This window comes from Pedobacter changchengzhani (assembly GCF_004354365.1).
Lineage (GTDB): Bacteria > Bacteroidota > Bacteroidia > Sphingobacteriales > Sphingobacteriaceae > Pedobacter > Pedobacter changchengzhani.
Genome location: NZ_SJCY01000004.1, coordinates 389,533 through 404,324, shown reverse-complemented (window position 1 = coordinate 404,324; position 14,792 = coordinate 389,533). Strand labels below are relative to the sequence as shown.

Sequence of the window (14,792 nt, the reverse complement as noted above, 5' to 3'; positions counted from 1 at the left end):
CATGTCTTTGGCATGAAATGACGGGAAAAAAATTAGGCTTTTCGCCACAAATAAGGACTGCGAAACGCAGGCAAGTAAGGCTAGACTATGCAGGGCGCAAAAAAAAAATCCTCTCCTTAAGAACAATTAGAAGAGTAAAATCTATTTTAAATTTGCCTTTAAAAAACCTATAATTTCTGCTGTTTTATTTTGTGCAATGTATTTGTACGCTGCATGGCCTCTACCTTTTAAAATTTGTAAATCAGAATTATTCGAATCTACTTCTCTCATGCGCTTATCTAAAGCATACGCGTAATCAACATTAATCAGTTTATCTAAGTCGCCATGGTAAATTAACACTGGTGGCGCACCTTTTTTAATCACATTTGTATTTTCTAATCCTCCCCACAAATCAACAACTGCTTTAATTTTAGTTACTTTTTGGTTAGAAGCATAAGTAAGGTATAGCGCTGTCATAGAGCCAGCAGAACCGCCCGATATGGCAACATTGTTAAAGTCGATATTATATTTTTTCTGGTTGGCTTTTAAAAACTTTAGCGCGCTTATAGCATCATCCGAAGCAACTAACAAAGCTTCTTTTAATAACGGGTGAAACTGGCCATTAATAGGTAAACCAGCAGCCATATTAGCCGAACACGACGCGTCTTTCACTTTCTTGTATTTTAACAGCAAAGTATAATTAATAGAGGCCACAATAAAACCACCAGAAGCTATTTTGGAGCATAAATCTGTTAAACCTTTATCGCCACCTGCGAAACCTCCTCCGTGGATAAATACAAACAGAGGCAATTGCTTTTCGCCCTGCGCTTGTTCAGGCAAATACAAATCTAATAATCGATCAGAAATTGAATCTTTTACAATTGCAGGTACTTTGCCGTAACGAATATTTTGGATCAGTTTGATCGCACCAATTACCCTTTCAGTTTGATTGGGCGCAGTGTAGGCATTTCTTTCCACATTTTGTGCACGTACATTCGAACAAAAAATTACAAAAAATATCGTTGTCAAAAATTTCATTATCGAATAGTTTTCTAAATTATTACTGCAATATAATTCAATTTAATGGCACCAAAACTCATACAATTAACAAAACAACTGTTATACGATTCAATGCACTCTTAAAACGCTACTAATTTCGGTTAGGTACAGACCAATGCTATTTATTTCCCCGCTTCTTGCTGAATCACAATTGGCACATAACCAACTTCCATCCCCTTTGGTGGTTTTACAATAATTGCTTTATCTAAAGTAACCAGTTTGCCCTTGGTTGGCGCCGCCATATAGGTTTTATCAGATGTCCAGCTTGCATGAATCTTCTCAACTCTTTTTTGGATGGTCTCTTTATCAGCACTGCTTAAATTTAACGATTGCAATGCGGGTTGATCTATAAATTTATACCACTGATAAGTAACGATCGATCCATCCGTAAGTGTTGCTTTAAAAGTTTGAGATTTTGGACCTGGTGTTTGGTAAACATTCCCTTCGTTTGATAAAGATTTGTAAGTTCTACCTGTTCTCGCCGGATTGAAATTTTGAGTCTTTAAGTTGATATCATCCGGAACTTCTGAAGCCGTTATGGCAACCATTTTATTGCCTTCCTCTTTAAAATATTCAGGAAAAAATGCCAAGCCGTTTTTTACTTCTTTCTTCCATTTTAAACCGTAAGATGATTTACCCAACATTGTTTCTTGAAAATAAGAATCAATGCCTTGAATTGGTGTAGAATTTGGCCCTTGATCATAGGTAGTTTTATCCGTTGAGCATTGTGGCACAAACGATGCATCAACAGGAAAACGATTTGGAATTACACCACCATCATTAAAAAAACTTTGTAGTGGACCGAAAATTGCATTTTTAGAATACAATGTTGCATCCTGCATAAGGGTTGTAATGCCGTCCTTATCTACCGGAAATTGTAATCGAGGAATTTTACTGTACACCACACCATTTTTATCAGTTGCCTCAAAACGTGGCACCGAATTAATTTCAATTGCACCAGCCCCAACTACACCCTCTCTCGTATCTAACGTTCTGCCTTCAGCCGTAGGATAATTATCGGCAATTTTACTCCAAATACCAGGAATATAAAATGCGATTGGCCCCTTAAAATTAGAGGCATTTAAAAAGCAAGTCCAACTTTCATCACCCGAAGCGGCTTTTCCATCTTTTTTAGGTTGCGCAACAACAATTGGTAAAGCCATCCACGCATTTCCCATCAATTCGCCCGATGTGCCTTTTACAAACGTAATCCCATCTGGCGGAATAATTAAATGGTTACTTAACTGCGCCATGCCCATTGCATCTTTAGCTAAAGGTTTTGTTTGACCAAAGCCCCAACCCGGAGAAGATATTTCGCCACTGTAGCAATTTGCAGTACCGTTCATTCTATATTTTGCGGTGGTAGAGCCGAACTGTGTACTGCCCCAAAAACCCAAGCTACCTTCAATTGTCTGGAAAACATCTCTATACGAAGGTCCTCTTTGTGGCCAATTGTCTCTGCCGTAGGTACCAATCGGGCAAAGTGGATCTTCAAATCCTCTATTATCAGGCACAACCCAAGTTCCTGGTAACCCAATTTGGAAATTAGAAAGCGGTTTCTCTAACAGCGGCCATGCATTAACATAAAAGCTCACACCGTAACCAAAACCTTCTTTTTGCTGAGGCATATTCATAGAAATATACCCATGTAATCCTTGTGATAGTTGTGGTAATTTCTGGTAACCGTCATCTGGATTTGATCCGTTAACCTGAGCACTTACACTAAAATGAGAAAATGCAGTAATTGAAAAGCAGGCGATTAAAAAGTATTTGATTTTCATTGGTAATTCTATTGGAGTAATTTTATAAATGAAGAATATTTAAGGATGGAAAATTACGGAAATATTAAAGAGAAAACTGTTGAGAATCTAAAATATTACAAAGCGTCTTTCAACCACAAAAATTATAAATAAGTGATAGACTTTGAATTGTCGATTATTTTGAACTATGCGCTATCTTACTTTTAAATATTTTGGCTATGATTAACCTCGAGCTTTAATTTTCTTGCCCAACTTTTTTGCTTGATCCATGGTCCCCTTTTCCAGCATCCTTGGAGTTGCTGATAACAAAAAAGCCTGAGAACACGTGTTCTCAGGCTTTACGTCGGGATGGCAGGATTCGAACCTACGACCTCCTGCTCCCAAAGCAGGCGCGATACCGGGCTACGCTACATCCCGAAAAAACAGTTTAGGTTATATCGAAATATTTACCTCTTTGTTTTTTGGTGTTGCGAAGATAAATCAAATTTAGCATCCTTGCAAAATAAAATTATAAGAAATGTAGTTTTTACGGCATCAGCAACATAGCTGCAAGATTTACAGCCATTTAATTTTCGAGATAATTTCTACATCTTTAGCTAAAAAAATAAAAACTGTCTTCCTGTGCTACATTTACCAGCTAACTGAAATTAATTGTTGCTTTTCAAAGAACGGATCACTAAGTTTTTATACGTACGTTTGAACAACGGTGCAGTATTGCAAAACTATTCATAATCATGAAACGTACTTTATTTTCAATTACAATTGCCTTAATTATTTTCAACTACACTTCTGTATGCGCAAAAGATTATCCCGCAGCCTTCTTCGGTGTTAAAAATAGCGCTGATGTATTAAACACTAAAGCCATCCAAACTGGCATCGATTACATTAGCAATCATGGCGGCGGGAGATTGGTTTTTTCTTCAGGCACCTATCTTACGGGTTGCATTCACTTAAAATCTGCTGTTACAGTCCAGTTAAACGATGGGTCGATACTGCTTGGCTCAACAAATCCGCTCGACTACGACAGGCAAAATACACCCTTTGATAATGGCAGACAAAGTTGTTTAGCACTCCTATTAGGTTTAAATCAAAATAATGTTGGTATTACCGGAAAAGGTACAATTGATGGCCAAGGCGCACCGCTTGTCGCTAATATAACTGCCATGATTAATCAAGGACTAATTAAAGATCCAAATGCAAAAAAACCCGGTGAAGACAATAGGCCTATGATTATCAGTTTATTTGGTTGCAGAGCTGTAACGGTGCAAGGTATTGCTCTAAAAAATTCGGCCTGTTGGGTAGAGTGTTATAACCAATGCAAAAATGTAATGGTTAATGGCATTAACGTAAACAGCAAAGCATTTCACAATAATGACGGCATTGACATTGTAGATTGTGAAAATTTTACGGTTAAAAATTCTAGCTTCACTGCTAACGATGATTGTATCTGCCTTAAATCTTTAGATTCAACAAAAAGTAACGCAAACATCCTCATCGAAAATAATGAAATGCACAACGGAGCTAGTGGTTTTAAAATTGGAACCGCAACCCATGGTACATTTCGGAATATAAAAATAATTAACAATAAAGTATATGATAGTTACCGTGCCGCCGTCTCATTAGAATCGGTAGATGGTTCTACTATACAAAATATTGAAATAAATAACATGACTGCCACAGGTGTTGGAAATGGAATTTTTATCCGTTTGGGTGCAAGAGGTGGTAATCGCCCTAGCGAAATAAAAGATGTGAAAATAAGTAACGTGTCGATTAAGGTAGGCATTAAGCAAGGTCGGGAAAATGGATCCGCTCCGGCCATCCTTATTGCAGGTTTGCCTGGCCAATTTGTTTCTAATATAAGTTTAACACATATTTCTGTAGCAACGCTCGGTGGAGCAAATGCTGCAACATATAAAATGTCTGCTAAAACACTTACAAAAGTGCCCGAGAATCCAAAAGTCTATCCAGAATATGATATGTTTGGCGAACTTCCATCTTGGGCTATTTACATCCGACACTCGAAAAATATTAGTTTTAAAAATGTTCGCATAGCCAGTACCAAAAAAGATTTTCGCAACGCAGTTGTTTTAGACGATGCACATGATTGCGTTTTTGATGATTTGAAACTCACCGGGCCCGATGCTATAAAGGAACCGTTCAGTTATCAAAGTAGTGGCAATAAATTTTAGTTTAACTAACATTGCATAAAAAATAAAGACGAAAAAAACACCTTCAATCTTTAACGCAGGGCACCATGCTGTGTATTAAACAAAATTTAATGTTATTTACAACCATTATTTATCACTAACGTATTAATTTGCTACGATCTTGCTAGTTCTTCAACTTATTTTCTAAATTAGTAATTGCAGTAAACAATACGCCTGCAGAGCCACGGAAACTTGAAGAACCTTTTGGCTGATTATCTGGAGTGTACCACTCAAAAAAACCTTTATTTTTAACCACACGCTGCAACATCGGCTGTAAAGCTACCAAAGCTTCTTTCGCAAATCCATAATCTGCCAACTGTGTAACCATACGGGCGCCGAACCAAGTCCAGTCGCCACCGTTTTGATAAGAATATGGGCCCATACCCTTGTTCTCAAAAAAACCTGCTGGGTAAGTTGGGTATAATGTTAACCCAATTGTGGATGCATGCGCTTTGTTCACATCATCTTGCATTTTATAATACGAAGCCAAAACCTCCGCTTTGCTTAGTAAACCTGCTTCGATGGCAACAGCCGTACCGCCATGATAGTAAATTACAGATTCATCAAAAGAAGCTGGAAATGGCGATCCATCTAAGTAAATATGTGGCACAAATTTCTGCTTGGTTTTATCCCAAAGATATTTTCGAATATGCTGCTTAAGCTTACTTTTCACTGCGGCCCATTTTTTTACATCTTGTTTGGTTAAACCAGCAAAATCTAAAAAATTATTTAAGGCAATTACAAACATGGCATTGTCGTAAATGTCAATCGCTTTATGCGTATTTTCATTTACCTCTACGCCCCAGCTGTGTTCTGGTTGCACGTCGCCCCAATCGGCAGTTGTTGCACCCCAAAGCAAGCCATATTTTTCGCTAAACCTTTGCTGCAGCAAAAACTGCATGGCGTTTTCAAGTCGTTTTAATACCGTTATTCCGCCCACTGTATCCTTTAAAATAGAGGTATCTCCAGTATTTCTAATATATTTTGAAACCGCCTGTACCAACGAACTTTCCTGATCAGTTTCTACTGTATTTTTATGCCCAACATACGTTGGCGCCAAAGGTGTTTGATATTTATAATAATCAGATGCACCTTCTTTCGGCCTTGGAACATACCCATCTACAATTTCGCCGTCAGGCTGCTGCAATTGGAAAAACGTAATCAGGTGTTTTTTGATAACGTCTTTGTCGTTCACCTTACAAGATAACTCCATAAAAGTGTTAAAATCTCTAATCCATACTTCGCCATATCCATCTCCAGCTTTAAAGCCGTCTTTCAACAACGCCTCCCCTTGCAATTTAACTTGGTTTTTTAAACTATTAAAAGTAGCTAAAGGCGATTCTTCTTGCGCAAAGGAAATTTCGGATGAGCAAAATGCCACCAGCAGAAGAATGATATATTTTTTCATTTTATAATATTTGAAGGTTTAAACAAACTGCACTCAGCAACGCCTTTAGCAAATGTAAACTTAACGAAAATACTGAAATTGTATAGTATTTTGATTTGGTTGAAAACGTTGTTTGTATTCTAGCTCGTAGCTAATCTAACCGTATTCTTATTCATTTTTTGGGCGCTTTTTCCCGCTTTTCATTATATCTTTCTTTGGCAGAAAAGCCAAATAAAGGATGCCATTCCAATCGGGAGCGCTAGCAAGCTGCCTAAATCGTGGAGATTAAAAAATTGATTGATTGCGATATGGTCAGTAAAACTTTGATAACCAGCCCATCATTAAAAGACAAAATTTGCGCATTTATTTTCTAATATTTCTATCATTTTTCAACAAGTTTATTGCACCTTTTTGCATCAAACATAAATAATCGATAAATTGCATTACCATCATAAGCCGACAATTTGTTGGCATATCATTAATGATTTAAACTTATGGATACATTCACTTTTTCGAAGTCGTTTCTGAATGAAAAAAGAAATATTGGCGATCCTTTAGCTGATGCACTTATTGCGTACGCCTTTGCCGATGTAGAAAGAAAAAAAGAACTTTTTGATTGGATGAATGGCCTAAGTACAAACCAGGATTTACAAAATGTAAGCCCCGAAAAACAGACACTTGTTGCTTCTATTGTAAGTTTACCCAATTGGGTAGATGAAAAACAGATGAAACAAGGCGCAGCATTTTTTGGAAACCACGCGGCGGAAATTATGAATTTGCTTGGGCTACTTTCACTACCCTATTGCTATACCGCTGCAAACGGCGCAATGGTGCTTTATCTATCTGCCCGGATGCGTAACGATGCACCAAAAAGACTTAAAGAAACCGCCGATTTTGTGTGGGCAATTATGTCGCCTGTTGCATTTACGAAACAGGGCAATGGTTTTGTTGCACTATTAAAGGTTAGGTTAATGCATGCCGCAGTGAGGCATTATACCTATTTAAATACCGCTTGGAAAACCGGTGAATACGGAGTTCCCATCAACCAAGAAGATATGGCGGGCACAAATTTATCTTTCTCCTTTATCGTAATTAAAGGACTGAGAAAGCTGGGCTACATTTTAAATCAAAAGGAAAAACTAAGCTTTATGCACCTTTGGAACGTTATTGGAAACAGTATGGGCGTTGAACAAGCACTTTTACCCAACGATTTAAAACAAGCAGTTTTGTTAGAAAGTGCGATTAAATCAGATCAATTCAAACCTTCTACCCATGGCAAGGAACTTACCGCAAGTTTGATCGAGCACATTAAAAAAACGGCTGGTCCAAAAATAGATACTGCAGAAATTACGGGATTAATGAACCATCTCCTGGGCGATGAGGTTGCTCAAATGTTAGGAATAAATGCCATAAAGCTGGCAGATTATAAACTTAGCCTACTTAAGGTAAATAGTTTTTTCAAAGAAATTTCGCTCAACGATGATCCAATGTTCAATTACAATGCAGCATTTAGAGCCTACCAAAAACAAATTTCGATAACAAATTGATTAGATTCAAAACAAATAATTGGTTTGCTTTTTAGTTAAAGCCAATTTTCATCTTTGATATAATCTATTGGCTGAATCCAAGTGCTATTAGATTTACTAAGAGGCTTTCTCAAAATCAATTTAGAAATTATTTAGGCAGAATAATATCCCGACCATCGTCATGCCCGTCGGCGGGCAAAAACTGGCATCCAAATTTTAGGCGAGAAAAGCGCCCACATTAGTGCTTCTAAAGTTTTAAAATACCCTTAAAATAATCATCGAAAAAACTGAACACAGCGACATTGCCAAATTTATTTCTTTTACAATTTGTTAATTTATTGTTTTTAGGCATCCTGCTATTAATATTATTTCTGCCATCAGTTTCAACCGACGGATATTAATTAATTTTTGTCGGCTTTAGCCAAAATATACAAATCCGTTTGCGCTGCTTCTATCATCCATCGTTCACAAAATTTCGTAAATAGGTTAATCACTAAAAAGAAACCCAGCATGAAAATACTAAAGTCGTCATTTTGCTTTGCCCTAGCTCTAATTTGCAATAGCCATGTAAACGCCCAAGAAAATAGGCAAACCAATATACCAATTGTATTGGGCAGTAAAGTTCCCAAATTTGTGTTGAAAGATCAAAACGGGAAAAACTTTACCATTGCAGATTACATTGGTAAAAAGAAGTTGGTTATCTATTTTTATCCGAAGGATGAAAGCAGTGTTTGCACGAAAGAAGCATGCGCTTTTAGAGATAGCTTCGAGCAATTTAAAAACGCAGATGCGATGGTGATTGGTATAAACTCTGGCAGTGTTGAGAGTCACTTAGCATTTCAAAAAAACCACAAACTCCCTTTTACCCTATTAAGTGATCCGGATAACAAAGTTTTAAAAATGTTTGGCGTTAAAAATGTAATGTTTGTAACCGGTAGGGAAACTTTTTTAGTAGATAAAGAAGGCAAAGTGGTATTCAAATTTAAAGGAATGCTAAAGGGCGATGAACATGCAACGAGTGTGTTGGATTTCCTTTCGAAGAAAAAATAACTTTTTGTTTTGAGATGATGGAAAAAGGAACTGCAATTTACTACAAAATAAAATAGACTACTTAAAAGCAAATCCAGCTGAACTGGAAGTTGTCGGGATGGCAGCATTCGAAGTTTCGGGAGAACCTACAACCTTCCCGCCGAAAACGCGAGACGCGATAACGGGCTACACTACATAACTTTTGAGCCAACACGAATATCCGAACTTTATCCCCAAGTCCACAGCTTTTTTGCTTGATCCCAATTAATTTTTGTATGTCTTGTTTAATTTGATAATAATTCATTTGTACCATTTCCGAATCGGTGGTTCGGATTTTAGGCATCATTTTATATTCAAGCTCTTCTCTTTTTATAGCATTTTGATCATTTAAAATTTCATTATGAAAACTTTCAACTCAATTTTAGCGTGAGGATCATCGGCAACCATACCCACAAATTCTCCAGAAGATAAAGTAGATATTTTAGATGCGGGAATAGCAAAGTCTAATTGAGTTGATCTACTGATAGAAGTATCAGAACTATTAATCGAAACACTTTGGCGTTGTTGTTGGATTTTACCAAACCGCTCGGACAAATGCTTTGCGGTGTCGCCAGTAACTTGACCAGCTATTATGTTTCCAACGATGTTTAGAATAACTTCTGCTTGCTCACGCCCATAATCTTTTTTCAATTGACTATAATCTTGAACTGCTAATGTTGTGGCAACTTTATTCGATCTTGGATTGAAAAGGATTATGATAGCCTACTTAAAAGCTAAAATCCAGATGAACTGGAAGTTGTCGGGATGGCAGTCCCGAAGTTTCGGGAGAACCTACGACCTCCTGCTCCCAAAGCAGGCGCGATACCGGGCTACGCTACATCACTTTTGAGCCAACACCAATATCCGAACTTTATCCCCAAGTCCACAGCTTTTTTACTTGATCCCTTTAGTTCTCACTACAGATGGATTGAAAAGGATTATGATAGCCTACTTAAAAGCTAAAAAGCCCCTAAATAGTGATATTTAGAGGCTTCTGCATCCAGATGAACTGGAAGTTGTCGGGATGGCAGGATTCGAACCTACGACCTCCTGCTCCCAAAGCAGGCGCGATACCGGGCTACGCTACATCCCGAACTTGGTATCTTCTTTTTATTAACCCTTTTTCGAAGGGAATGCAAAGTAACAATTTTAAAATGATAAAATTATCAATTTTTGCATTTTTATTTTGCGGAGAGGGCGGGATTCGAACCCGCGGTACCGTTACCAGTACGACAGTTTAGCAAACTGTTCCTTTCGGCCACTCAGGCACCTCTCCGTAAACCTCAAACGATATCGTCCGACATCTTTTTCGGTGTGCAAATATAGCAAAACAACCTATTCCACAAAAAAAAATTATCAAACTTGTTGATAATCTATCCGAACATGATAGATACTCATTAGCATCGTCTTGAATATCAATTTGATAGTCTCAATATCTTTTAACGTTAAATCGCAATTATCTAGTTGATTTTGCTCTAATTTGTAACTAATTATCCTTTCAACGAGGTCATTTATGTTCTGCGCATCGGGATTTTTCAAACTTCTCGACGCCGCTTCGACAGAATCTGCCAACATTAACACCCCAGTTTCTTTACTAAAAGGAATTGGTCCGGGGTAGCGGAAAATGTTTTCATCCACAAATTTTTCAGGAGAATTTTTCAAAAAAGATTGATAAAAATAATCAACCCGTGTATTTCCATGATGCGTTCTAATAAAATCGATAATGGTTTCGGGCATCTGATTTTTTCTTAAAATTTCAATCCCTTTATGTACGTGCTGAATAATAATTTGCGCACTCTGCTCATAAGGTAATTTATCGTGCGGACTTTGTGCCGTATTTTGGTTTTCAATAAAATATTGCGGATTTTCCATTTTACCAATGTCATGATACAAAGCGCCTGCCCTAACCAAAACAGAGTTGCCACCAATTTTAAAAATTGCAGCCTCGGCTAAATTGGCAACCTGCATAGAGTGCTGAAAAGTGCCTGGCGCTTTGTAACCTAGCTCTCTAAGCAACTTATTGTTGGTATTGGTCAATTCTATAAGCGCTACATCAGAGGTTATACCGAAAATACGTTCGAAAACGTAAATTAACGGATATGCCAATAAAGAAAGTAATACGCTAAATACAAAGGGTACAAAATTTAACCAATCAATTGCCGAAAATGATCCCTCACGCAAAAGCGCAATACCAACAAAAGTTACCAAATAAGACAACAAAATATACAATGCAGAAACTAAAAAACGTTCTCTTTTTACAAAGTTTTTGATACTAAAAATAGCAACCATGCCGGCCGTAACCTGATAAAATACAAACTCGAAACTGTTGGGCACAAAGAAACCTGCAATTAAAATTACCAGCATGTGCATGTAAAGCGCCAAACGGGTATCAAACAAAATTCTAATAATAATAGGCACCACACAAAAAGGAATGTAGTATAAATTCACTAAATTCATTTTTAAAGCCCAGGTTAATGCCAGCAACATGCCGGAGGTAACCATTAAAATTAATGAAAGTTGCCTATTATCATTAAATATATCCTTACGGAAGAGTAATAGAAAGGCCATCAAAATAGCAAGTATAAAACCTACCAAAATTACTTGCCCTAAATAAACCAACGAACGGCTTCCAATCGTCTTCGTCTGTTCATCATAAGTCGCTTTATAAGATTCTAACTTTTGATAAATATCATCATCTACAAATTCGCCTTTTGCAATAATTAATTCGCCCTTTTGCACCATACCTTTTGTGGTAGATACATTATTTACGGTATTTTCCTGAACTACTTGGGTTAAGCGCTCATCAAAAACAATGTTCGGGATAATGTGATCCTCGGCTAAATTTACAACCAAATCAACAATTACCTGGTTGTTCGATTTAAAATGCTCCTTGAAATAATTTAAAGCGTTTTCGGCAGTAAAAACATCTTGTGTATTCTTCTGCTCAGTTTTATTGTTAATGATTAACGAAAAATCGTAGTTTTTTGATGTTCCTTGGTGTTTAATATTTAATCCAATAATGCCCTTTGCATATATATTTTGCAGAATTTTATATCCTTCCTTTTTAAAAGCAATTTTATCTTTTTCATCCAATTGGGCGGATTTCCATTTAATATCAAATTCATTTTCATACTTACCAAGTGCGCTTGTACTCACTTCGCTATCCAATTGGTAAATGGGCAACACATTCCTCAAAGCATCTTTTTTATCTCCCTTAACTTGCGGCGTAGTTTTTAAAATAGCAAACGGAAAAGGCGAAATCAGGTCTTTATTCATCCACTGCTTACCTTTTTCGAACTCGTAGCGAAACCGGGGCTGTTTAGGCAAAAACAAGGTAATAATGAAAACAGCAAATACCATCATCACGTACTTTAAGTTTGATGAATATTTACGATATAATATTTTGTGAGAATCTTTTTTAATTTTAGCCAAAACTATGGATTTAGGTGGTTGTCAAAATTAGCATTTTTCTTTAATATCTAATTTTATTGAATCTACGCATACTATTTTAAATCTTCGGTATGGCATTGGTATTTTGATATAAAAGATTTTAAATATTAAGCTAAAATACATTTTATTACGTTTATGAAGTTTTAAAAATACTAAATTAGCGGCCTAACCAAAATTCGTAAAAAATTTAATTCATGAGAGAAGTTGTTATTGTATCAGCTGTTAGAACCCCTATTGGAAGCTTTGGAGGTTCGTTGGCTCAATTTTCTGCAACACAATTAGGTGGCTTTGCAATTAAAGGCGCTATAGAAAAAGCAGGCTTAAAGGCCGATCAGATTCAAGAAGTTATTATGGGCAATGTTTTATCGGCCAATTTAGGTCAGGCGCCAGCAACCCAAGCAAGCAAATACGCTGGTTTGCCAGATTTGCCCGCAACTACGGTAAACAAAGTGTGCGCTTCGGGCACTAAAGCCATTATGCTGGCTGCACAAAGTATCGCCAATGGCGATAATGATATAATTGTAGCCGGTGGAATGGAAAGCATGAGTAACGTACCTTACTATTTAGATAAAGCCAGAAATGGGTATAGATTAGGGCACGGCCAGTTAACTGATGGATTAGTAAAAGATGGCTTGTGGGATGTTTACAACGATTACCACATGGGTTCGGCAGCAGAACTTTGCGCAACTGAATGCGATATTTCGAGAGAAACGCAGGATCAATTTGCCATTAAATCTTACCAAAAAGCACAGGCTGCACAAACTGACGGAAAATTTGTTGAAGAAATAATTCCTATCGAAGTAAAAGACAGGAAAGGAGAAATATCAAAAATTGATAGCGATGAAGAACCAAATGCGGTAAAATTTGATAAAATACCAGCTTTAAAAACAGTGTTTAAAAAAGATGGAACTGTTACGGCCGCAAATGCATCCACATTAAATGATGGTGCAGCTGCTTTAGTTTTAATGAGTGCCGAAAAAGCAAAACAATTAGGAATAAAACCATTAGCCAAAATTTTAGGCTTCGCCGATGCACAACAAGCGCCAGAATGGTTTACAACTGCACCGGCTAAAGCAATCCCTTTGGCGCTACATAAAGCCAATATCAATATAAATGATGTAGATTATTTTGAAATTAACGAAGCTTTTTCTGTAGTTGCAATTGCGAATAATCAGTTACTAAAACTCGATGGATCAAAAGTAAATATGAACGGTGGCGCAGTGGCTTTAGGTCATCCACTTGGTGCTTCGGGTGCCAGAATTGTGGTGACTTTATTATCAGTTTTAAAACAAAACAACGGAAAAATTGGCGTTGCTGGAATTTGCAATGGTGGTGGCGGTGCCAGTGCTTTGGTGGTGGAAAGGTTTTAGCGGGTTAGCGGTTAAAAGTTTAGGGATTAGAGATTAGATTAAATATGAAAAATATCAAGTTGTTATTATGTGTTTTAGTTACGTTTTTTACCATTGCTGCTCATGCGCAGCAAAACAAATTAAATGCGTTGCAAGATAGCTTGATCAAAATTTCCAATTTAACTTTAAATGCCATTGGTAAAGAGAAAAAACTTGCCGAAAATGCGCGCTTTGTAAAAACCCTAATCGAAGCGCTAAAACTGAACAATGCTTACAATTACCCGTTCGATTCACTTAAAACCGTATCTGTTATCAATTCTGGCGATCAATCATTTCGCATTTTATCATGGTATTTACCGTTGGATGATGGCACTTACCGCTTTTATGGCACCATTCAAATGAATACAAATGGAGGTGCATTAAAACTTTATCCCCTAATTGATCAAACCGAAAACATTATTAATGCAAATCAAATCACCGATAATCAAAAATGGTTCGGTGCCCGTTATTACGAAATTATTCCAGTTACTGCACCCGGAAAGCTCCCCTATTACGTATTGTTGGGCTGGAAGGGCAACAACGCAAGCACTACAAAAAAAGTGATTGAAATTTTAGCCTTCGATAAAGATAAAGTTGTTTTTGGTGCGCCGGTATTTGATGGAAAATTATTTAAAGATACCAATCGGGTAATATTTGAGTACAACAAACAAAACGCCATGATGCTTAAATCTGATAAAAAAGCAGGTATGATTGTTTACGATCACCTTGTGCCTTTTGAAGAAAGCATGGTTGGCAAGTTCGAATATTATGGGTCGGATTTAAGTTTTGATGGCTTTAAAATTATTGGAGGCCGATTAAAACATCAAGAAAACGTGGATTTAAAAAACGAAATTAATGGAAATGACGAACTTTATGCAGATCCAAAAAAGAAATTAAAACCCGAAAAGAAATTTTAAACAACTTAAAATCAAAGCCATTAAGGTGTTTATTGCAAATATTTGTGAGTT

General features: G+C 36.9%; 9 protein-coding genes, 3 tRNA genes and 1 pseudogene. 5 read left to right on the top strand and 8 right to left on the bottom strand.

Going from position 1 to position 14,792, the window contains the following annotated elements; genetic code table 11:
• Positions 1-141: 141 nt before the first annotated feature.
• The 3 genes from EZJ43_RS08970 to EZJ43_RS08960 all read right to left on the bottom strand — a co-directional run bounded on the left by EZJ43_RS08970 (position 142) and on the right by EZJ43_RS08960 (position 3,215).
• Positions 142-1,017, bottom strand: a complete 876-nt coding sequence (locus tag EZJ43_RS08970; protein WP_133262355.1) for an alpha/beta hydrolase — start codon at positions 1,015-1,017, stop codon at positions 142-144.
• A gap of 143 nt (positions 1,018-1,160) precedes the next feature.
• On the bottom strand, positions 1,161-2,819 hold the full coding sequence (locus tag EZJ43_RS08965; protein WP_133262354.1) for a hypothetical protein: 1,659 nt from the start codon (positions 2,817-2,819) through the stop codon (positions 1,161-1,163).
• A 322-nt stretch (positions 2,820-3,141) separates the two neighbouring features.
• A tRNA-Pro gene (locus EZJ43_RS08960) sits at positions 3,142-3,215 on the bottom strand.
• Between the two features lie 317 nt (positions 3,216-3,532).
• Here EZJ43_RS08960 and EZJ43_RS08955 point away from each other — a divergent pair.
• Positions 3,533-4,987: a glycoside hydrolase family 28 protein gene (locus EZJ43_RS08955; RefSeq protein ID WP_133262353.1), complete on the top strand. Its 1,455-nt coding sequence runs from the start codon at positions 3,533-3,535 to the stop codon at positions 4,985-4,987.
• Between the two features lie 142 nt (positions 4,988-5,129).
• On the opposite strand, the gene EZJ43_RS08950 is transcribed toward EZJ43_RS08955, so the two are convergent.
• Positions 5,130-6,413, bottom strand: coding sequence for a GH36-type glycosyl hydrolase domain-containing protein (locus tag EZJ43_RS08950; RefSeq protein ID WP_133262352.1), 1,284 nt, complete (start codon positions 6,411-6,413; stop codon positions 5,130-5,132).
• 473 nt (positions 6,414-6,886) lie between these two features.
• Between EZJ43_RS08950 and EZJ43_RS08945 the strand changes: the two genes are divergently transcribed.
• Positions 6,887-7,939 (top strand): oxygenase MpaB family protein, encoded by a 1,053-nt coding sequence (locus EZJ43_RS08945; RefSeq protein ID WP_133262351.1) that lies wholly within the window; start codon positions 6,887-6,889, stop codon positions 7,937-7,939.
• 489 nt (positions 7,940-8,428) lie between these two features.
• The gene (locus EZJ43_RS08940) at positions 8,429-8,968 is read left to right on the top strand and encodes a peroxiredoxin (RefSeq protein ID WP_133262350.1); all 540 of its coding nucleotides are present in this window, start codon (positions 8,429-8,431) and stop codon (positions 8,966-8,968) included.
• 61 nt (positions 8,969-9,029) lie between these two features.
• On the opposite strand, the pseudogene EZJ43_RS08935 reads toward EZJ43_RS08940, so the two are convergent.
• The 4 genes and pseudogenes from EZJ43_RS08935 to EZJ43_RS08915 form a co-directional block, all read right to left on the bottom strand.
• Positions 9,030-9,688 (bottom strand): annotated as a pseudogene (locus tag EZJ43_RS08935) (TraM recognition domain-containing protein); the annotation flags it as partial.
• A gap of 317 nt (positions 9,689-10,005) precedes the next feature.
• Positions 10,006-10,079 (bottom strand) — tRNA-Pro (locus EZJ43_RS08925).
• 96 nt (positions 10,080-10,175) lie between these two features.
• Positions 10,176-10,262, bottom strand: a tRNA-Ser gene (locus EZJ43_RS08920).
• A gap of 80 nt (positions 10,263-10,342) precedes the next feature.
• The gene (locus EZJ43_RS08915) at positions 10,343-12,418 is read right to left on the bottom strand and encodes an HD family phosphohydrolase (RefSeq protein WP_394343223.1); all 2,076 of its coding nucleotides are present in this window, start codon (positions 12,416-12,418) and stop codon (positions 10,343-10,345) included.
• A gap of 212 nt (positions 12,419-12,630) precedes the next feature.
• On the opposite strand from EZJ43_RS08915, the gene EZJ43_RS08910 reads away from it, so the two are divergent.
• Together EZJ43_RS08910 and EZJ43_RS08905 are read left to right on the top strand one after the other, a co-directional pair.
• Positions 12,631-13,806: an acetyl-CoA C-acyltransferase gene (locus EZJ43_RS08910; protein WP_133262349.1), complete on the top strand. Its 1,176-nt coding sequence runs from the start codon at positions 12,631-12,633 to the stop codon at positions 13,804-13,806.
• 44 nt (positions 13,807-13,850) lie between these two features.
• Positions 13,851-14,741 carry a hypothetical protein gene (locus tag EZJ43_RS08905; protein ID WP_133262348.1) on the top strand — a complete coding sequence of 297 codons (891 nt, stop codon included), beginning with the start codon at positions 13,851-13,853 and terminating at the stop codon, positions 14,739-14,741.
• Positions 14,742-14,792: the final 51 nt, after the last annotated feature.

Bases quoted from the DNA above. Each gene is read 5' to 3' on its own strand.
- EZJ43_RS08970 (WP_133262355.1), bottom strand. From the start codon at position 1,017: ATGAAATTTTTGACAACGATATTTTTTGTAATTTTTTGTTCGAATGTA.
- EZJ43_RS08965 (WP_133262354.1), bottom strand. From the start codon at position 2,819: ATGAAAATCAAATACTTTTTAATCGCCTGCTTTTCAATTACTGCATTT.
- EZJ43_RS08940 (WP_133262350.1), top strand. From the start codon at position 8,429: ATGAAAATACTAAAGTCGTCATTTTGCTTTGCCCTAGCTCTAATTTGC.
- EZJ43_RS08955 (WP_133262353.1), top strand. From the start codon at position 3,533: ATGAAACGTACTTTATTTTCAATTACAATTGCCTTAATTATTTTCAAC.
- EZJ43_RS08950 (WP_133262352.1), bottom strand. From the start codon at position 6,413: ATGAAAAAATATATCATTCTTCTGCTGGTGGCATTTTGCTCATCCGAA.
- EZJ43_RS08905 (WP_133262348.1), top strand. From the start codon at position 13,851: ATGAAAAATATCAAGTTGTTATTATGTGTTTTAGTTACGTTTTTTACC.
- EZJ43_RS08910 (WP_133262349.1), top strand. From the start codon at position 12,631: ATGAGAGAAGTTGTTATTGTATCAGCTGTTAGAACCCCTATTGGAAGC.
- EZJ43_RS08945 (WP_133262351.1), top strand. From the start codon at position 6,887: ATGGATACATTCACTTTTTCGAAGTCGTTTCTGAATGAAAAAAGAAAT.